This window comes from Flavobacterium sp. (assembly GCF_027484205.1).
GTDB lineage: Bacteria > Bacteroidota > Bacteroidia > Flavobacteriales > Flavobacteriaceae > Flavobacterium.
Map to the genome: position 1 here is coordinate 17,737 of NZ_JAIXUB010000024.1, position 18,917 is coordinate 36,653.

General features: G+C 30.7%; 19 protein-coding genes. 12 read left to right on the top strand and 7 right to left on the bottom strand.

Annotated elements, in window-relative coordinates; genetic code table 11:
• Positions 1–37: 37 nt before the first annotated feature.
• The 3 genes from nhaA to Q0049_RS10995 form a co-directional block, all read right to left on the bottom strand.
• Positions 38–1,186 (bottom strand): Na+/H+ antiporter NhaA, encoded by a 1,149-nt coding sequence (gene nhaA / locus Q0049_RS10985; RefSeq protein ID WP_298119655.1) that lies wholly within the window; start codon positions 1,184–1,186, stop codon positions 38–40.
• Between the two features lies 1 nt (position 1,187).
• A complete protein-coding gene (locus tag Q0049_RS10990; RefSeq protein ID WP_298119658.1) occupies positions 1,188–2,414 on the bottom strand; it encodes a Glu/Leu/Phe/Val dehydrogenase dimerization domain-containing protein in 1,227 nt (408 codons plus the stop codon).
• Positions 2,415–2,521: 107 nt separating this feature from the next.
• Positions 2,522–3,583, bottom strand: coding sequence for an anhydro-N-acetylmuramic acid kinase (locus Q0049_RS10995; protein WP_298119659.1), 1,062 nt, complete (start codon positions 3,581–3,583; stop codon positions 2,522–2,524).
• A gap of 95 nt (positions 3,584–3,678) precedes the next feature.
• On the opposite strand from Q0049_RS10995, the gene Q0049_RS11000 reads away from it, so the two are divergent.
• The 9 genes from Q0049_RS11000 (at position 3,679) to Q0049_RS11040 (ending at position 10,211) form a co-directional block, all read left to right on the top strand.
• Entirely contained in the window at positions 3,679–4,815 is a 1,137-nt protein-coding gene (locus tag Q0049_RS11000; RefSeq protein ID WP_298119661.1) for an acyl-CoA dehydrogenase family protein, read from the top strand.
• Positions 4,816–4,944: 129 nt separating this feature from the next.
• Positions 4,945–5,562 carry a Crp/Fnr family transcriptional regulator gene (locus tag Q0049_RS11005; protein WP_298119663.1) on the top strand — a complete coding sequence of 206 codons (618 nt, stop codon included), beginning with the start codon at positions 4,945–4,947 and terminating at the stop codon, positions 5,560–5,562.
• Positions 5,563–5,648: 86 nt separating this feature from the next.
• On the top strand, positions 5,649–6,110 hold the full coding sequence (locus Q0049_RS11010) for a YHS domain-containing (seleno)protein (protein ID WP_298119665.1): 462 nt from the start codon (positions 5,649–5,651) through the stop codon (positions 6,108–6,110).
• Between the two features lie 6 nt (positions 6,111–6,116).
• Positions 6,117–6,506 carry a DoxX family protein gene (locus tag Q0049_RS11015; RefSeq protein ID WP_298119667.1) on the top strand — a complete coding sequence of 130 codons (390 nt, stop codon included), beginning with the start codon at positions 6,117–6,119 and terminating at the stop codon, positions 6,504–6,506.
• Positions 6,507–6,566: 60 nt separating this feature from the next.
• Positions 6,567–7,055 (top strand): DinB family protein, encoded by a 489-nt coding sequence (locus tag Q0049_RS11020; protein WP_298119669.1) that lies wholly within the window; start codon positions 6,567–6,569, stop codon positions 7,053–7,055.
• Positions 7,043–7,750: an NRDE family protein gene (locus Q0049_RS11025; protein WP_298119671.1), complete on the top strand. Its 708-nt coding sequence runs from the start codon at positions 7,043–7,045 to the stop codon at positions 7,748–7,750. The genes Q0049_RS11020 and Q0049_RS11025 overlap by 13 nt, the downstream gene beginning before the upstream one ends.
• A gap of 157 nt (positions 7,751–7,907) precedes the next feature.
• Positions 7,908–8,786 (top strand): D-alanine--D-alanine ligase, encoded by an 879-nt coding sequence (locus tag Q0049_RS11030; protein WP_367178983.1) that lies wholly within the window; start codon positions 7,908–7,910, stop codon positions 8,784–8,786.
• Positions 8,786–9,424: a hypothetical protein gene (locus Q0049_RS11035; RefSeq protein WP_298119674.1), complete on the top strand. Its 639-nt coding sequence runs from the start codon at positions 8,786–8,788 to the stop codon at positions 9,422–9,424. Before Q0049_RS11030 ends, Q0049_RS11035 begins: the two co-directional genes overlap by 1 nt.
• Positions 9,425–9,527: 103 nt before the next feature.
• Positions 9,528–10,211 (top strand): SDR family oxidoreductase, encoded by a 684-nt coding sequence (locus Q0049_RS11040; protein ID WP_298120288.1) that lies wholly within the window; start codon positions 9,528–9,530, stop codon positions 10,209–10,211.
• On the opposite strand, the gene Q0049_RS11045 is transcribed toward Q0049_RS11040, so the two are convergent.
• Positions 10,195–10,899: a VanW family protein gene (locus Q0049_RS11045; RefSeq protein ID WP_298119676.1), complete on the bottom strand. Its 705-nt coding sequence runs from the start codon at positions 10,897–10,899 to the stop codon at positions 10,195–10,197. The genes Q0049_RS11040 and Q0049_RS11045 overlap by 17 nt on opposite strands.
• Positions 10,890–11,588: a class I SAM-dependent methyltransferase gene (locus Q0049_RS11050; RefSeq protein WP_298119678.1), complete on the bottom strand. Its 699-nt coding sequence runs from the start codon at positions 11,586–11,588 to the stop codon at positions 10,890–10,892. Before Q0049_RS11050 ends, Q0049_RS11045 begins: the two co-directional genes overlap by 10 nt.
• 29 nt (positions 11,589–11,617) lie before the next feature.
• On the opposite strand from Q0049_RS11050, the gene Q0049_RS11055 reads away from it, so the two are divergent.
• From Q0049_RS11055 to Q0049_RS11065, 3 genes are all read left to right on the top strand, one after another.
• Positions 11,618–12,220 (top strand): SprT-like domain-containing protein, encoded by a 603-nt coding sequence (locus tag Q0049_RS11055; RefSeq protein WP_298119679.1) that lies wholly within the window; start codon positions 11,618–11,620, stop codon positions 12,218–12,220.
• Positions 12,221–12,670: 450 nt separating this feature from the next.
• Positions 12,671–13,762 carry a mannose-1-phosphate guanylyltransferase gene (locus tag Q0049_RS11060; protein ID WP_298119681.1) on the top strand — a complete coding sequence of 364 codons (1,092 nt, stop codon included), beginning with the start codon at positions 12,671–12,673 and terminating at the stop codon, positions 13,760–13,762.
• Positions 13,763–13,827: 65 nt separating this feature from the next.
• Entirely contained in the window at positions 13,828–17,334 is a 3,507-nt protein-coding gene (locus Q0049_RS11065) for a gliding motility-associated C-terminal domain-containing protein (protein WP_298119683.1), read from the top strand.
• Position 17,335: 1 nt separating this feature from the next.
• On the opposite strand, the gene Q0049_RS11070 is transcribed toward Q0049_RS11065, so the two are convergent.
• Both Q0049_RS11070 and Q0049_RS11075 read right to left on the bottom strand, forming a co-directional pair.
• Positions 17,336–18,100 (bottom strand): ABC transporter ATP-binding protein, encoded by a 765-nt coding sequence (locus Q0049_RS11070; RefSeq protein WP_298119684.1) that lies wholly within the window; start codon positions 18,098–18,100, stop codon positions 17,336–17,338.
• The gene (locus tag Q0049_RS11075) at positions 18,097–18,846 is read right to left on the bottom strand and encodes an ABC transporter permease (protein ID WP_298119686.1); all 750 of its coding nucleotides are present in this window, start codon (positions 18,844–18,846) and stop codon (positions 18,097–18,099) included. Before Q0049_RS11075 ends, Q0049_RS11070 begins: the two co-directional genes overlap by 4 nt.
• Positions 18,847–18,917: the final 71 nt, after the last annotated feature.

Consider the following 18,917-nt stretch of genomic DNA (forward strand, 5'->3'; position numbering starts at 1 on the left):
ATGTTTTAACGTCGAAATATACTAAAAATTGTTATTCTTATTGTAAGGAATTAACATTTGATAAACTTTTCTTTAGCCAAATAAAACCAATTAAGCCAGAAATTAAAGAACCAATCAATATCATAAACTTCGAATTTGTAATTATTTGATGGTCTTCAAAAGCTAAAAGCGTAACAAAAATAGACATTGTAAATCCTATTCCGCCAAGAAACCCGACTCCAATAATTTTCTTCCAACTCAAGTCTTCGGGTAAATGGGTAAATTTTAGTTTTACTGATAAATAAGTAAAAAGAAAAATTCCAATTGGTTTTCCAAGAACTAATCCAAAAATAATGCCTAATGAATACGATTCAGAAAAATTGTGAATCCAATCCTTACTAATTACAATGGCTGTATTGCTCAAGGCAAATATTGGAATAATGATAAAAGCAACAGGATGATGCAACCAATGTTGTAATTGAGACGAAATAGTTTTTGAACTTCCATTTCCAAAAGGTAAAGCGAAGGCTAATAAAACTCCGGTAATGGTAGCATGAACTCCAGAATTCAACATGAAATACCACATAAAAATTCCTCCAACAAGATATAAAATCAAGTTAGTTACTTTCAATAGATTCATTATCAGAAGCACTCCAAAAATAGAAAGAGAAATAATTAGATTGGTAAAATAAATCGTTTTGGTATAAAAAAGTGCGATTAAAATTATAGCACCTAAATCGTCGATAACAGCAAGTGCGGTAAGAAAAACCTTCAGAGAAACTGGAACTCTATCTCCTAATAAGGATAAAATTCCAATGGCAAAAGCAATATCTGTAGCCATAGGAATTCCAATCCCATGTTCTGTAGATGTTCCAATATTGAAAGCAAAATAAATTAAGGCCGGAATCAACATTCCACCTAAAGCACCTGAAATAGGTAAAATAGCATCTTTTATTTTGGATAATTCACCTTTATAAACTTCTCGTTCTAATTCTAATCCAATTAATAAAAAGAAAATAGTCATTAAACCATCATTTATCCAATGCTCGGCACTATGACTACCAATTTGGTAATGCCACATGGAGATATAATCTTCTGAGATGGAAGAATTAGCCAAGACCAGCGAAATAACCGTACAGATTATTAAAACCAATCCACCAGCTTTTTCACTTTCAAAAAATGATTGGAATAATCCTTTTGGTTTCATTTTATACCAATTGTTTTAAAGCAATTTCAAATGCTGTTGCGCTAATATTTACTTTTGAATTATTTAAATTGTGTGTTTTTTCGATTGCTTTTTTGATAATTTCAGAGATGTCATAAAAAACAGCTTCGTCAGTCATTTGAACTTTTTTCTCCATGAAGTAAGCAAAAACTCTTGCCATTCCACAGTTGGAAATAAAATCAGGAATCAAACTCACTTTGCTGTCAGTTTCTTCCATAATAGGTCCAAAGAAAATTTCCTTATCGGCAAACGGAACATTTGCACCACAAGAAATCACTTCTAATCCTGAGCTAATTAAATTATCCAATTGGTCTTTAGTAACTAATCTTGAAGCTGCACATGGAGCAAAAATGTCTGCGCCAATCGTCCATATTTTTTGATTGATTTCTTCAAACGGAATCATGTTTTCGGCAACTAATTTATTTCCATCTTTATTCAAGAATAATCGTCTGATTTCTTCAAATGAAAATCCATTTTCGTTTATAATTCCGCCATCGCGATCGATAATTCCTATAACTTTCACACCCATTTCTGCAAGATAAAATGCCGTAGCCGAACCTACATTTCCAAACCCTTGAACGATTGCCTTTTTATCTTTAAAATCTCCACCATAAGTGTTGTAATAATGACGAACTGCTTCAGCCACGCCATAACCTGTAATCATATCTGCAACAGTATATTTTCTTAAAACGTCGGGTGAGAATTTCGGGTTTTCAATTACTTTGATAACGCCTTGACGCAATTGCCCAATTCTATTGATTTTATCAGCTTCTGTTGGTTTGAAATGTCCGTTAAAAACACCTTCTTGCGGATGCCAAACACCACATTCTTCTGTGTAGGGAATTACTTCGTGAATTTCGTCAACATTCAAATCGCCACCAGTTCCGTAATAACTTTTTAATAGAGGAGAAACTGCTTTGTACCAACGTTGTAAAACACCTTTTTTACGAGGATCGTTAGGGTCAAAATTAATTCCCGATTTTGCACCACCAATTGCTGGACCAGAAACCGAAAATTTCACTTCCATTGTTTTTGCCAATGATAAAACTTCGTTCATGTCTAATCCTTTTCTCATACGAGTTCCACCACCAGCTGCGCCACCACGAAGTGAGTTTATTACGGTCCAACCTTCGGCTTCGGTTTCGCTATCTTTCCAGTTGAATACTATTTCGGGTTGTTTGTTTTCAAATTTTTTAAGTAAATCTTTCATTGTATTTAATCTGAATTTGTTTCAGATGTTGCTTTTAGTTAGTTAATTTGTTTGTGTTGCAAATATAGTTTTTTTAAAATTGTTAGATTTTTAAAAAATGATACTATTTAGTAAATAATTCCACTACTATGATCCATCTTCGCACCAGTGACACTGCTCAAGACATTGATTTCATTTCGTAATTTTAAAACGCCTAAAAGTGCAAAAATTAACGCTTCTTTAAATTCCAGTGTCTTGTTATCAGGAATTATGATTTGGATATTTGGTAAGTGAAATTGCATACGTTCAATTAAAAAATCATTGTATGCTCCGCCACCAGTTATTAGGATTTTTCCGGTTTTGTTTGGTAAAGCAATTGAAGTTTGCAAAGCAATGTGTTCTGTAAACGTGTGCATTTTATCTTCAATTGAAATCGTGTATCTTTCAATTAATGGTAACACAATTTCTTTAACAAATTCAAATCCGAGCGATTTTGGAAACGATTTTTTGTAATAATCTAAAGCATTTAATTCATTTAATAAATCATGATTTACTTTTCCCGAACGAGCAATTTTTCCTTTGTCATCATAGTCAAATCCTAATTTATTGGCATAAAAATTTAGAACCGTATTTACTGGCGAAATATCAAAAGCAATTCGTTTTGAATTTTCTTCAAATGAGATATTTGAAAATCCACCAAGATTTAAACAATAATCATATTCTGAAAATAAAATTCTATCGCCAATCGGCACCAATGGTGCACCTTGACCACCAAGCTGAACGTCTTGCACACGAAAATCACAAACAACTTTTTCCTGAATTATTTTAGCAATTTTTGGAAGATTTCCTATTTGAAGTGTAAAACCATTTTGAGGTTGGTGTAAAATAGTGTGTCCGTGAGAACAAACGGCATCGATATTTTTTAATTGATGTTTGTCAATAAATGATTTAATGATAGTTCCTATAAGTTCGGTATACTCTTCATTTAATTCAATCAATTTTTCTTCTGAAAAACTTACAGCAACCTTCAATTTGTTTAACCAATCTTGAGAATATGAAATGGTTTCAGATTCCAAAATTTGGTAACTCCATTTGTTGTCTTTTATGGTAAAATTGATATATGCTAAATCGATTCCGTCAAGCGAAGTGCCTGACATTACTCCTATAATTTTGTAAGTTTCTTTAAACATTGGCTAAAATTACGAAAACGTTTTAGAAATTGATGAAAATGTGCTATTTTTGGACACTAAAATTATCGATTTACTAAATAAACTAATACAAAAATATGGATTTTAATCTTACCGAAGAGCATTTGATGATTCAGCAAGCTGCGAGAGATTTTGCTCAAGCCGAACTATTACCTGGAGTAATTGAAAGAGACGAACATTCTAAATTTCCAACTGAGCAAGTCAAAATGATGGCTGAGCTAGGTTTTATGGGAATGATGGTTGATCCTAAATATGGTGGTGCCGGTTTAGATAGCGTTTCGTACGTTTTGGCAATGACCGAAATTGCAAAAGTAGATGCTTCTGCAGCAGTAATTATGTCGGTAAACAATTCATTAGTTTGTGCCGGAATGGAAAAATATTGTTCGGAAGAGCAAAAAATGAAATATTTGGTTCCACTTGCAAAAGGTGAAGTTATCGGTGCTTTTTGTTTGTCAGAACCTGAAGCAGGAAGTGATGCAACTTCTCAAAAAACTACAGCTATTGATAAAGGTGATTATTATTTGCTAAACGGTACAAAAAACTGGATTACAAATGGTTCGACTGCTTCAACTTATTTAGTAATTGCCCAAACTGACGTTGAAAAAGGTCATAAAGGAATCAACGCTTTTATTGTAGAAAAAGGTTGGGAAGGTTTTGATATTGGTCCGAAAGAGAAAAAAATGGGAATTCGCGGAAGTGATACACATTCGTTATTATTTAATGATGTGAAAGTACCAAAAGAAAATAGAATCGGTGCAGACGGTTTCGGATTTGCTTTTGCAATGAATGTTTTAAACGGAGGAAGAATCGGAATTGCATCGCAAGCATTAGGAATTGCAACTGGAGCTTATGAAATTGCTTTAAAATATTCGAAAGAAAGAAAAGCATTCGGAAAAGAAATTTTTAATCACCAAGCTATTGCGTTTAAATTGGCTGATATGTATGTGAAAGTTACAGCAGCTAAATTATTAGTAATGAAAGCAGCATGCGAAAAAGATGAAGGAAAAGATATTGCACATTCTGGAGCAATGGCAAAATTATACGCTTCTGAAATTGCTTTAGAAGTTGCTAATGAAGCTGTTCAAATTCACGGTGGAAACGGTTATGTTGCTGAATATCATGTTGAAAGAATGATGCGTGATTCTAAGATTACTCAAATTTATGAAGGTACTTCTGAAATTCAACGTATTGTAATTTCTAGAGGATTAGTTTAATTATCAATTTACCATATTTTTAAACCCTTTAAGTATTATTCTTAAAGGGTTTTTTCATATTTTTACATTATGTATGAGGAATTAAAATACTGGTATTTGCGAGATCACAAGCTGTTTTGGACATTGAATATGTCACAAATAAAGCAATTGTGTATCATTACAGGTTTTAAAAAAGCAAAAAAAGGAGATATTATTTATTTTTCTTCTACAGACGTTCCTAGAATTTTTCTTCTCAAAAAAGGAAATATAAAAATTGTTTCAATTGATGATGAAGGAAATGAAACTATAAAAGAGATTCTTCAGAAAGGAGATTTATTTGGAGAACTTTCACTAGAGCAAGATTCTGATGTAAACGAATATGCAAAAGCTTTGACCGATGAGGTTTCAATTTGTAGTTTTTTATTGTCAGATTTTGAAGATTTATTAGTTCGGAATCCTTCATTGGCTCTGTCTTATACAAAATTTGTAGGATTGAAAATGAAACGGTTTAAGAATAATTATTCTAACTTAGTTACTAAAGATGCAAAAACGCGACTGGCTTCTTTTTTGAAAGATTGGGCAGAAAAAGAAGGTAAGCAAGAAGGCAATAAATATATAATTGAAAATTATTTAACTCAAAATGATATTGCCCAAATCATTTGTACTTCAAGACAAACAGCTACTTTATTACTAAATGAACTGGAAGAAAAAAACCTTATTTACTACAATAGAAAAGAAATTATAATAGACGATATAAATAAACTTTAAGTTTTTTTCACTCAAATGTAAACTAGCCGACAAATAGATTTTTTATGGCAATGTATTTTTGCTTCAGAAATTTAAAATCTTTAAAAATGAAAAAAACATCAATTATTTTAGTTGTCTTATTGTTATCAATAACAACATTCGCTCAAAACTCAGCCAAAAGAGTAAAAGAATTCAATTTAGAAAATAAAGTAGCCATTCAAGGTTATGATCCAGTTGCTTATTTTACTCAGAAAAAAGCCGTTAAAGGAAAATCAACATTTACTTCAACTTATGAAGGTGTAACCTATAATTTTTCATCGCAAGCAAACAAGGATTTGTTTTTGAAAAAACCAGCAAGTTATGAACCACAATATGGCGGTTGGTGCGCCTATGCAATGGGACAGAATAATGAAAAAGTCGAAGTCAATCCCGAAACGTTCAAAATTATTGAAGGAAAATTATATCTTTTTTATAATGCCTATTTCAATAACACGCTAAAAAGTTGGAACAAAGATGAAACCAATTTGAAGAAAAAAGCAGATAGTAACTGGAAAAAAATCTTTAATTAATTCAAAATGAAAGACACAACTTTTATTTGGATTGTTAAACTTGTAGCAGTTGCAATCCTTGTCCAAACATTATATTTCAAGTTTACTGGAGCAGAAGAATCAGTTTATATTTTCACAACTTTAGGTGTTGAACCTTTGGGGCGAATTGGCTCAGGAATTGTCGAACTTATTGCTTCAATTTTAATCTTAATTCCCAGAACAACGTTAATTGGTGCATTATTAGGATTAGGAACAATGGCAGGTGCAATTTTTTCACATTTATTTATTTTAGGAATAGAAGTAAAAAACGATGGAGGAACACTTTTTATTTTGGCAATAATTACGTTTCTTTGTTGCTTAGTATTAATATACAATCAAAAAGATAAAATTTCAAGTTTGTTGAAATTTAGAATTTGATTAATGTTAAAAACTATTTTTGTAATAACATCGTAAATCTCAAGAAAATAATTTGCTCCTATGCTAATTCCATCTATTCAAAAAACACTAACTGAATTATCAGATTTACTATCTCAGTTGACTACTGATGATTATACTTGTCAATGTCATGGTTTGAGTAATGCCACAATTGGTGAGCATACACGTCATATTATTGAACTTTTTCAATGTTTAGAAAATCAATATGAAAGTGGCGTAGTAAATTATGATAGTAGAAAAAGAGATTATGCTATTCAAACCTGCACAGAAACTGCAAAAGCTGCTATTGAAGCAATAAAAGGTAATCTTGAAAAACCAAATAAAAATTTGATTTTGCACCAAGTTATTGATGGGGAAACTTTAGAAATTGAAAGTAATTATAATCGTGAAATGCTTTATAATTTAGAACATTGCATTCATCATCAAGCCTTGATAAAAGTAGCTGTTTTGCAAAATGATGCCATTACTATTGATGAAAATTTTGGTGTGGCTCGCTCTACAATTGAATATAGAAATCAATGTGCACAGTAAGTTTTGTTTTTTCTAACGGAAAAGCAATTTTAACACACAATCGTGATGAAAAAGTAGCTCGTCCAAGTGCCATTGAACCTCAAAAATATACAGTAAATAATAAAAATATCTATTTTCCAAAAGATCAAAAAGCTGGTGGAACATGGTATGCAGTTGCTGAAAACGGAGCTGTTTTAGTGTTGCTGAATGGTGCTGATGAAAAACACCAACTTAAACCTTCTTACAGAAAAAGTCGCGGATTAATAGTTCTTGATTTGATAAGTTCAAACTCACCAATTGAAGCATGGAATTCAATCGATTTGACAGATATTGAACCTTTTACAATTGTGTTATTTCAGGACAAAAAATTGTATCAACTGCGTTGGAATGAAGTTAAAAAAACTACTTTAGATTTAGATGTAAACCAACCTCATATTTGGTCTTCATCAACTTTATATCCCAAAGAAATTCGCGATCATAGAGCTGAAATATTTCAAAATTTTATTATTTCGAATGATGTTTCTGCTGAAAAACTATTTCATTTTCATAGATATGCAAAAGAAGATGATCAAGAAAACGGATTGATTATCAATAGAAATAACGAAATGAAAACGTTGAGTATTACACAAACTATTATTCAAGAAAATAAAATTGTACTTTCGTACCACGATTTACAAAATCAGGAGGAATTTACTAATTCAATTACAATACAATAAGTTGAAACTTTTTTTTCATAAACTTTTTCGTTGGGAATATTGGCCATTTCAAATCGTCTATATTCCTATTTATTTTTTGTGGGCTTTTTATGCCTTAAAAGCTCGATCGATTTTCTTTTTTAACGCAAGTAATCCGAAGATAAAAAATGGCGGATTTATGGCTGAAAGCAAAAAAGAAATTTATGATTTGATTCCGCAGCAATATTACCCAAAAACCGAACTTATTCAAGAAAATAACGATTTTGAAAAAGTAGTTTCCGTTTTTCAAAAATCCTCAATTCAATTTCCATTTATTGCAAAACCTGATATTGGTTTACGCGGTTCGGCAGTGAAAAAAATTCATGATTTGGAAGAATTGAAAGTTTATAATTCTAATGCAAATTTTGACTATTTAATTCAAGATTTAATTCCATATCAAAATGAAGTTGGAATTTTCTATGTTCGTTTTCCTAATAAGAAGAAAGGGAAAGTAACCGGAATTGTAGCTAAAGAATATGTGATTATTGAAGGCGATGGAAATGCAACAATGGAGCAATTGATTAGAGCAAATCCGAGATATGAATTACAAATTGAAAATATTAAGAAAGAATTTGGTGCTCAATTTAATGAAGTTTTAGAAAAAGGCAAAAAAATAAATCTTGTGCCTTATGGTAATCATGCTCGTGGTGCAAAATTTATTGATGCAAGTAATTTAATAACAGATAAATTAAATGAAACTATCGATGCAATGTGTCAAGAAATTTCTGAATTTTATTTTGGAAGATTAGACATTATGTATGATTCTTGGACCGATTTAGAACAAGGAAAAAACTTTGCTATTGTCGAAATAAATGGCGCAGGAAGTGAACCAACACATATTTACGATCCAAAACATTCGCTCTTTTTTGCATGGAAAGAATTAGCGAGACACATTACTTATATGTATAAAATAAGTGTTCAAAATCATGAAAGAGGATTTCCTTACTTGGAGCATAAAGAGGGAATGCGTCAATATAAATTACATTTAGAACAAAGTAATAAGATTGTGAATTTTTAATGCAAATTCTAAAAAATATATTCGTCGGATTTTTAGTCAGTTTTATTGGCTCAATTCCGCTTGGTTATCTTAATATTGTTGGTTATGAAGTTTATAAAAGTTTCGGATTAAACGAAACTGTTTTCTATTTATTGGGAGTGATTTCAATTGAGTTTTTCGTAATTTATTTCACATTATTGTTTGCAAATAAGTTAATTGAAAATAAAAAATTAATAAAATTTATTGAAGGTTTCTCCATTGTTTTTATGTTTCTTCTGGCTTATATCTTTTATTCGAGTGCTTCAAAAGAGGCTTCTTCACAAACAGTTTTAGAAAAATATGTCGATTATTCTCCATTTGTTGTTGGAATAATTCTGAGTTGTTTGAACTTTATTCAAATTCCGTTTTGGACAAGTTGGAATTTGTACCTTCTAAATGGAAATTATATTAAAGTGTCCAAATCACTCAACTATTTCTACGTTTTCGGAACTATTTTCGGAACCTTTTCGGGAATGTTGGTTTTAATTTTATCTTTAGATTATGTAACCAATCAAACCGATTTTTTAGCAAAATATTTAATGAAAGTAATCATTCCATTAGTATTTATAATTTTGGGATTGGTACAAGGATTTAAGTTTTATAAAAAGTATTCTAAATAGTTTTTTTATCTTTACCATCAAGTAAAGAAACAAATGAAATCGAAGATTATTTCATCTGTTCGCTTTTCAAGCTCGAGTCACGAACACCAAAAAACAATTTTAAATTGTGAGTAAAAATATTATTATTACAGGAACTTCACGAGGCATTGGTTACGAATTGGCATTACAATTTGCAAATGAAGGCCATCAAGTCTTAGCCATTTCAAGGAAAACACCTCAAGAATTAATTGACAATCAAAATATCACTTGTCTTTCTATTGATATTGCTGTAGAAGATGATATGCAGGAAGTTGATAAATTTATTTCTTCTACTTGGAAAAAAGTAGATGTTTTAATCAATAATGCAGGATGTTTAGTCAATAAACCGTTTTCACAATTAACGCAATCCGATTTTGAAAGAGTTTACAAAGTAAATGTTTTTGGCGTTGCTAATTTAATCAAGACTTGCTTACCATATATGCAAAAAGGAAGTCATGTGGTTTCCATAAGTTCAATGGGTGGAATTCAAGGAAGTATGAAATTCCCCGGATTGGCGGCTTATTCTTCAAGTAAAGGCGCAGTAATTACTCTATCAGAATTATTGGCTGAAGAATTTAAAGAACAAGGAATTGCTTTTAATGTTTTGGCACTTGGAGCAGTCAATACCGAAATGTTGCAAGAAGCATTTCCGGGTTATGAAGCACCAATTTCACCAAAAGAAATGGCTGATTATATTTTCAATTTTGCTTTGACAGGAAATAAATTTTATAACGGTAAAGTGTTACAAGTTTCTAGTTCAACTCCATAACTTTGTAAGTTGAAACGCAATGTTGTTTTGAATTAATTGTTGTAACAACTTCAATATGATTTTCTTTATAATTTCTTGAGAAATCTATAGAGGATTCTTCAATTTTTTCCTCACTTTTTAGTTTGCAAATGATTTTGTTTTCTTCAAATGAAAGTAAAAATTGGATAGGAAAGTTATAGTTGTTTTTGATTCTCAAATCTTTGTATCCATATACCACAGTGGCATCTGAACCTATTGGTGTAAAACGTTCATTTTCTCTATAAATATCTACCGAATGATTGTAACGTTCTACTATTTCTAAATTTCCTTTCAAACTGGTAAAATAAATGATACTTGAAAGCTGACATAATCCTCCACCAATTTCTTCTGAAACTTTACCTTTTATAATATTTCTTCCAGTTTTAAATCCATTTTTTTCTGATGGTGTACCAATAACTTTCCAAAAAGAAAAAATTTCATTCGGATTGATAATTATTGTTTCTACTTTGCGTGAAGCAATTTTTAAGTTGTGAACTTTATTTTCATAAAATGCTCCTTGTTTAATTTCTTGAATGGTAGAAATCGAATTTAAAAGAGATGTTTTTTCGTTATTAGCTTTAGCAAAATCAACATTGATATCAGATAAAAAACGTTTTATCAAACGAAATTTCAGCTTTAAATGATTCGGAATTATAGATTTTAAATACATTTTTTTTCTAATTCAACGATTATATAAGAAGCATATTCTTTTAAAAATGAATTGCAAAGAAAATTGTCAATCTTACCAAAAAAGGGTCTTATCCAAGTTGGAAATCTATGAATCGGAAAGAAAAGGATTCCTTTGTAGTTTTTCAATTTCCAATTGTTTTCCGTCATTTTTTGAATTTCTGCTAAAGAAAAATCATTAGCTGCATGCCAATTTGTTGATTTATAGTTAATCAATTTTCGTCTTTTTTTAGATGGAAAATCAAAAATTAGTTTGCCGTTTAAATTTAGTTTTTTGTGTGATTCAACTAAAAATTCTTCTGTTATTTTAATGTCTAAATGCATGATTACATGAAGAGAATAAATCAAATCAAAATAATTTTCGGGATAAGGAATATTAGAAACAGAACCCTCTTTAATTACTACGTCTGGAAATTTAGATTGTGCAATTTCAATCATTTTCGGACTGATATCTACTCCGTGATTTGCAAATTCTAAGAATCTTCCTGTTCCACAACCTAAATCTAATTTTTTTTTGAATGAGTTTTTCTCCAGAATTGCCCTTAAAAAAATACGTTCTTGTTGGTCAATATATTTTCCATACGAATTTTCAAATCGATTGCTATCGTATGTTGGAGCTAAATTGTCATAATATTTTTTAATTGCATCAATCATCTCATAAATGTATGGCATTTCTAACAAAAATAAATAAATTTGTAACAATGAGCGAAGTCCTATCAAAATACCTTCCAGAACATGCAGTTGAATTGTGTTTTGAATTAATCAAAACGAATTCTGTACACTTAAAAATCGTTAATGAGCGACAAACACGCCATGGTGATTATCGAAAAGGACTTTCTGGCAAACATGAAATTACAGTAAATGCTAATTTGAATAAATACCGATTTTTAATCACCTTAGTCCATGAAATTGCTCATTTAGTAGCTTTTGAAAAATACGGAAGAAAAATTTTACCTCATGGAGTAGAGTGGAAGATGACATTTCAAAGATTAATGGTTCCGTTTATTCGACCTGAAATTTTTCCACATTCGGTTTTACCTTTAGTTGCTAATCATTTTAGAAATCCAACTGCTAGTAGTGATACCGATGCTAAATTAGCTTTTGCTTTGAAACAATTTGACGAAAGAAAACCCGATGTTCATTACATTCATGAAGTACCAAGTGGCAGTTTGTTCAGAATAAAAAACGGAAGAATTTTTCAAAAAAAAGGACTTCGAGTAAAACGATATGAATGTATAGAAGTAAACACAGGAAGAACTTTTTTGTTTAACGCCAACGCTGAGGTTGAGATAATTCCCGGATAAAATGATGAAATTTAAAACTTATTATTTGTTGTTGATTGCATCATTGATTTTGTTGCTATTGAGTTTGTTTGAAAATGAATACATTTATGACTATAACATTCATGATACATATTTTGTAATTGCAAGTAATCATTTATATTGGTTTGTTTCAGTATTGTTAATTTGCTTTTTTATAATTTATTTATTTTTTGATTTTGGTAAAGTTAGTTTAATAGAAATTCTTTCAAAGCTTCACGTTTTTGGTTCAATTTTTTTTCTTTTAATTATTATTTTTCCTTATTCAAGAGTTTTTAATCAATCAGAGTTTGAACTTTACGATGAATTTATTTGGATTAATATTTCCATTATAATAAGTTTTTTAATCTTATTATTTCTTCAACTCCTATTAATTATAAATATATTTGTATCTCTAATTAAAAAATTGAAGTCGATTCGTACTTCTAAATAAATATGAACAGTAATTATTACGCAATATTGATGGCTGGTGGTGTTGGTTCACGATTTTGGCCAGTTTCTACCACAGAATTTCCTAAACAATTTCACGACATGTTGGGTTCTGGACATACTTTGATTCAGAAAACCTTCAGTCGTTTGTCAAAATTAATTCCTGCAGAAAATATTTTTATTTTGACGAATGAATTATACAATGATTTGGTTTTAGAACAATTGCCAATGGTTAAACAAGAGCAAGTTTTGTTAGAACCAGCCATGCGAAACACCGCACCATGTATTTTGTATGCTTCTTTAAAAATTCAAAAGTTGAATCCCGATGCCTTAATGGTTGTCGCACCAAGCGATCACTGGATTGAAGATGAAGATGAGTTTGCAAAGAATTTAAAACAATGTTTTGATTTTTGTGAAAATGAAGATGCTTTAATGACTTTAGGAATTCAACCAACATTCCCAAATACTGGTTTTGGTTATATTGAATTTGAAACTCGAGGCGAAGCCGAACTGAGCGTAGCTAAATCTGATGAAAATCCAATAAAAAAAGTAAATCAGTTTAGAGAAAAACCCGATTATGAAACGGCTAAATCGTTTCTTGAAGCAGGAAATTTCCTTTGGAATGGCGGAATCTTTATTTGGAGTGCTAAATCAATAACTTCAGCTTTTGAAAAATTTCAACCTCAAATGAATAGTTTGTTTAGACAAGGCATAGAAAGTTATAATACAACATCTGAAAAAGATTTTATTTTAAAAAACTATGCATCTTCAGAAAATGTCTCCATTGATTATGCCATAATGGAGAATGCCACAAATGTATATGTTTTGCCAGCTACTTTCGATTGGAACGATTTAGGAACTTGGGGACAATTGCATGAAAAAATTGAAAAAGATGAAAATAATAATGGAGTAATCAATGCTAAAGTTATTTTAGAAAATGCATCCAATAATATCATTCGTTCTGATGCGGATAAGATTATAGTTATTGATGGTTTGCATGATTATATTATTGTAGATAAGGAAGGTGTTTTAATGATTTATCCAAAATCTAAAGAACAAGATATAAAGCGAATAACTGGTTTAGCAAATAAATTGTAAGATTTTTATTTTATAAACGCAACCATTTGCAAAAAAAATCATCTTACTTTATAAAACCTCACATTATGAAATGTTCAAAAAATAATAAATCTCTTTTTTTAAATTTTTTCATATTATTTTTTGTTCAGTTTTCATTTGGGCAATTATCATCATTTACACTAAATGTGGTGCCAACACATGAAACTTGTACTGGAAATGGAGCATTAAATTTTAATGTTTCAGGAACGGTTTCAGGATCAACAATGGATTTTGCGGTTTATTTATTACCTAATTTAACAACTCCTTTAGCAACGGTAACAGCAACTAGTTTAACAGGTTTAAATTCTGGAAATTATAGAGTTGTAGCAACGCAATCTCTTGGTGGAAGTTCAGCTTCAAAGCAACAAGACGTAACAATTAATAACGCTGTTTTACCTCTAAGTTATACGTTGTCAGGTATTAAAGTCAAATGTGGAAATGATGGTCTAATTCAAGTAAATGTTTCTGCTGGTAGCCCAGTTTCCTATCAGATTTTATCTGGACCAGTTACAACTTCTCAGCAAAGTTCTAATGTTTTTAATGGTTTACCTGCCGGTATTTATCAAATTAGAGTTTTTGATTCTTGTGGAGAAGCGGTTGTTCAAACTTATACATTGTTGCAAGAATCTGTTTCTTTGATTATTGATCCTGTTGTTATTCAAAATAATTTTTTACTTACATGTAATACAATTTCAGTAACTAATTATTTTGGAGTTCTTTCGGGTTCTGTTATTGCATTTCCATTAACTTTTAACTATGTCGTTTATCCACCAACTGGAAGTCCAATTTCGTATTCGCAAACTATAAACTCAGGTTCGATAGCTTCACTGGAAATTCCTTTTTTTAACAATCAATCTTATTACTACAATTTACAAGTTATTGATGCCTGCGGAAATGTTTATAATAGAAATAACAATATAATTAATAGAAAATTCGATTTTACTACAAATATTGATAAGTTAAATTGTACAGATATTTCTTTACTAATAACTCCTGAATTTTTTATAGCTCCATATACTATTAACTTCCTAACTTTTCCAGCTGGATTTAATCCTGCAACATTTAATTCTGTTCATCCTGGACCATTTTCAAGTACTTCTGTAATTTATGGTGGAATCGGAAACAGTTTTCCTCTAGGTAATTACACAATTCAAGTAACCGATAGTTGTGGTAGAACATTAACAAAAAATGTTACAGTAACCTCACAAAATCCAACACCAACAATTGTAGGATCAAATAATGGTTGTGGTCAAATATCAATTTTACTTGAAGGAAACTTTATGGTTTCTGTTGTGATGACAAATGCGCCAAGTACATACACACAACCTTTGCCTCAAAACGTTTCTACTTTGTTGAATACAAATGGTTCGCAGTTGTTTATTTCTAATTTACCTGTAGGAACTTATACTTTTCAAGTAACTGATAACTGTGGAATTGTAACTACACTCAACGGAACAGTTTCGCCTTATTTACCAACACCGCTAAGTATTATAAAAAGACCAGGATGCGAAGTTGGATTTGGTTCAATTGTTGTCAATGATACAAACTCTATTTCTTCTGCAGTTTTAATTGCTGCACCTTCATCTTTTACAGGAACTTTGCCATTAAATTTATCTACAAATATTGTTTTTGGGACTTTCTATTTTGGATCTGTTCCAGAAGGTAGTTATACTTTTCAATTTACAAGTTCTTGTGGCGGAATAAGAACGAGTACAATAGTTGTTGAAGGCTATCAGGTTACAACTAATACTGTAAACATTACTGAAAATTGTGGTTCTTTTAATTTATATCTTCAGCATTTGAGTAATGGTATTTTTTCTCAAACCTATTGGCTACAAAAATTTAATCCTGTAACTGGTCAATGGACACATCCTGGAACGGGTTCTGTTTATGTTGATGGAACAGATTTAACTTCAATAAATGCAAGACTTTTAACAAACAATATCAATAATATTAATTTAGCTTATACAGGACAATTTAGAGTTGTAAAAATGTATAGAACACTTGTAAACACTACTTATATCAGTTGTATTTCAGTAATAAATGAGTTTGAATTTACTGGCGGACCTAAAATTACTAATGTTTATGCTTTTTTATGTTCTGCAAATAATAACGAGGTAGTTGTTGAAGCCACAGGACTTCCTCCATTGCAATATAGTATAACTACTAAAAATGGAGTTCCTTTTGTAGTAAACAATGGTAGTAATAATTCATTTACGAATCTTGAATCAGCTATTTATAATTTCCAAGTGCAAGATGTTTGTGGGAATATTGTAAACAGTGTTTTTGACGTAACTACATTAGTACCTTTTGTAGTGGAAGCAACTCCTTTTTGTAATGGTCAGGTTGGTTCGCTTTCGGTTCCATTATTTTCTTTTTTAACTTATGAATGGTGGAAAGGAACTGCAACGACTACAATTTTAAGTACATCAAATAGTTTAACTTTTTCACCATTTAATGCTGCGACTGATTTTGGGACATATCATGTTAGAATTACTAATACAAACAATTCATCATCATGTGTTGACACAGTTTTAGATTATGTAATTCCAAATAATACAAGCACACCAAATGCAGGAATTGATGGAACAATTTCCTATTGTGGTAATCAAGGTTCTATCGATTTGTTTTCTGTTTTATCTGGAACTTTTGACAATACAGGAACATGGAGTGAAATTACAGGCTCTGGAACTTTAGTAAATAATATATGGAATTCGAGTGCTGTTGTACCTGGAAATTATCAGTTTAAATACAGAGTTGATGGTTTGTGTGATGCTTTTGATGAATCTTTTGTGAATATAACAATTAATGAAATTCCGCAATCGCCAATTCCTACTGTTGATGCAGTCATTTGTGACGGATCAAATTTACAGCTTTATGCTACAACAATTCCTGGTGTCACTTATGAATGGGTTGGACCAAATGGTTTTGCCTCAAATGTTCAAAACCCAATAATTAATAACGTTTCAACACTGTATAATGGAACTTATTTTGTGAAAGCGCTTACTGCAAATTGCGAATCTACAGTTTCATCTGTTGAGGTTTTAATTTCAACCTTGCCACAATTTTCTTTAGATTTTGATTGTATTGAAAATATCGCAACTTTATCGGCTACAACCCTTAATAATTCTTTTGATGCGTTAACTTCAGTCTATAATTGGACTAATGCAGATGGTTTTTCAAGTTCTGAAAATCCAATAAATATAACAGGTAAAGAAAAAGGAATTTATACTTTAACAGTTACTAATGCGTTAGGATGTTCTGCAACTGAAACGATTGAAGTTAAAACCACTTTGTGCAAAATACCAAAAGGAATTTCTCCTAATACTGATGGTGATAATGATGAATTTGATTTATCAGGTTTTGATGGTGTTCAAAAAGTGAAAATTTTTAACCGATATGGAATGACTGTTTTTGAGCAAGATAATTACGTCAATCAATGGAAAGGACAAGATAAAAATGGAAACCTTTTGCCTTCAGGAACTTACTATTATCTTGTGTCTTTTGCTAATGGAGAACCAAAAACGGGTTGGGTTTATTTATCTAAAGATTAATTTATTCTTCTTTATTTTGGGCCTTTCTAATTTTTTTGAACAAATTTGAAGAATAAACAAAATCTACAATAGCTTCATTATCTGTTTTAAAAATGTCTTTTTTAGTTCCTTCCCATGCTAAAATACCATTTTTTAAAAAGATAATTTTTTCTCCAATTTCCATTACAGAATTCATGTCGTGTGTATTTATAACCGTTGTAATATTGTATTCTACTGTAATTTCATGAATCAAATTATCGATTACAATAGCAGTTTTTGGATCTAATCCAGAATTTGGTTCATCACAAAAAAGATATTTTGGATTGTTTACAATTGCTCTTGCTATTGCAACTCGCTTTTGCATTCCTCCTGAAATTTCTGATGGTTTTTTTTGATTGGCATTGATTAAATTAACACGGTCAATTACTGTATTTACACGTTCTCTTATTTCTTCAGGAGATTTAGTGGTAAACATTTTCAAAGGAAAACCAATATTTTCCTCAACGGTCATACTGTCAAATAATGCACTTCCTTGAAAAACCATTCCAATTTCTGTTCGTAATGCACGTTTTTCATCTGCGGAAAGTTCAGAATAAATTCTTCCATCAAAAGAAATTGTTCCAATTTCAGGTGTAAAAATTCCTAATAATGATTTAAGTAAAACCGTTTTACCCGAACCACTTTGACCAATGATTAAGTTAGTTTTTCCTGTTTCAAAAACAGTGGAAACACCTTTTAATACTTTTGAATCGCCAAACGATTTTTCAACATTTTTAACTTCTATCATTTTGTCAAAAGTAATTGTGTTAATATATAATTTACCAAAATAATAACTACAGAAGTCCAAACAAATGCTACTGTACTCGCTTTACCCACTTCAAGTGCGCCACCTTTCATATAATAACCATGAAATGAAGGAATTGTAGCTAAAATCAGAGCAAAAACCGTAGTTTTTATAAATGCGTAAGTAATATGAAATGGTATAAAATCGGTTTGTAAACCAGTTATGAATTCACTACTAGCAGTAAATCCGCCATAAACTCCTGCCATCCATCCACCAAGAATTCCTAAAAACATCGCTATTCCAATTACGAATGGATAGAGTAGAAGTGCAATTATTTTTGGAAAAACTAAATAGTTCAAAGAGTTTACACCCATAACTTCTAATGCATCAATTTGTTCAGTAACACGCATTGTTCCAATACTTGATGTGATAAACGAACCCATTTTTCCCGCCATAATAATGGAAATGAAAGTAGGTGCAAATTCTAATATAATAGATTGTCTGGTTGCAAAACCAATAAGCTCTTTCGGAATTAAAGGATTAGTTAAATTCAATGCTGTTTGTATGGAAACAACTCCTCCAACGAAAAAAGAAATAAACGCAACAATTCCAAGAGAATCAATGATTAAGTCATCAATTTCTTTGAAAATTAGTCCTCGCATCACCGACCACTTTGTAGGTTTATTGAAGATTTCTTTTAACATCAAGAAATACCTACCAATTTGCGTTAAATAACGAATTAACATCATAGTTTTAAAATATGGTCAAAAATAGTGAGAAGTTATGACCCGAGAAAAAATAAACCCTTTTATTTTTTGAA

Bases quoted from the DNA above. Each gene is read 5' to 3' on its own strand.
- nhaA (WP_298119655.1), bottom strand. From the start codon at position 1,186: ATGAAACCAAAAGGATTATTCCAATCATTTTTTGAAAGTGAAAAAGCT.
- Q0049_RS10990 (WP_298119658.1), bottom strand. From the start codon at position 2,414: ATGAAAGATTTACTTAAAAAATTTGAAAACAAACAACCCGAAATAGTA.
- Q0049_RS10995 (WP_298119659.1), bottom strand. From the start codon at position 3,583: ATGTTTAAAGAAACTTACAAAATTATAGGAGTAATGTCAGGCACTTCG.
- Q0049_RS11000 (WP_298119661.1), top strand. From the start codon at position 3,679: ATGGATTTTAATCTTACCGAAGAGCATTTGATGATTCAGCAAGCTGCG.
- Q0049_RS11005 (WP_298119663.1), top strand. From the start codon at position 4,945: ATGTCACAAATAAAGCAATTGTGTATCATTACAGGTTTTAAAAAAGCA.
- Q0049_RS11010 (WP_298119665.1), top strand. From the start codon at position 5,649: ATGAAAAAAACATCAATTATTTTAGTTGTCTTATTGTTATCAATAACA.
- Q0049_RS11015 (WP_298119667.1), top strand. From the start codon at position 6,117: ATGAAAGACACAACTTTTATTTGGATTGTTAAACTTGTAGCAGTTGCA.
- Q0049_RS11020 (WP_298119669.1), top strand. From the start codon at position 6,567: ATGCTAATTCCATCTATTCAAAAAACACTAACTGAATTATCAGATTTA.
- Q0049_RS11025 (WP_298119671.1), top strand. From the start codon at position 7,043: ATGTGCACAGTAAGTTTTGTTTTTTCTAACGGAAAAGCAATTTTAACA.
- Q0049_RS11030 (WP_367178983.1), top strand. From the start codon at position 7,908: ATGGCTGAAAGCAAAAAAGAAATTTATGATTTGATTCCGCAGCAATAT.
- Q0049_RS11035 (WP_298119674.1), top strand. From the start codon at position 8,786: ATGCAAATTCTAAAAAATATATTCGTCGGATTTTTAGTCAGTTTTATT.
- Q0049_RS11045 (WP_298119676.1), bottom strand. From the start codon at position 10,899: ATGTATTTAAAATCTATAATTCCGAATCATTTAAAGCTGAAATTTCGT.
- Q0049_RS11050 (WP_298119678.1), bottom strand. From the start codon at position 11,588: ATGCCATACATTTATGAGATGATTGATGCAATTAAAAAATATTATGAC.
- Q0049_RS11055 (WP_298119679.1), top strand. From the start codon at position 11,618: ATGAGCGAAGTCCTATCAAAATACCTTCCAGAACATGCAGTTGAATTG.
- Q0049_RS11060 (WP_298119681.1), top strand. From the start codon at position 12,671: ATGAACAGTAATTATTACGCAATATTGATGGCTGGTGGTGTTGGTTCA.
- Q0049_RS11065 (WP_298119683.1), top strand. From the start codon at position 13,828: ATGAAATGTTCAAAAAATAATAAATCTCTTTTTTTAAATTTTTTCATA.
- Q0049_RS11070 (WP_298119684.1), bottom strand. From the start codon at position 18,100: ATGATAGAAGTTAAAAATGTTGAAAAATCGTTTGGCGATTCAAAAGTA.
- Q0049_RS11075 (WP_298119686.1), bottom strand. From the start codon at position 18,846: ATGATGTTAATTCGTTATTTAACGCAAATTGGTAGGTATTTCTTGATG.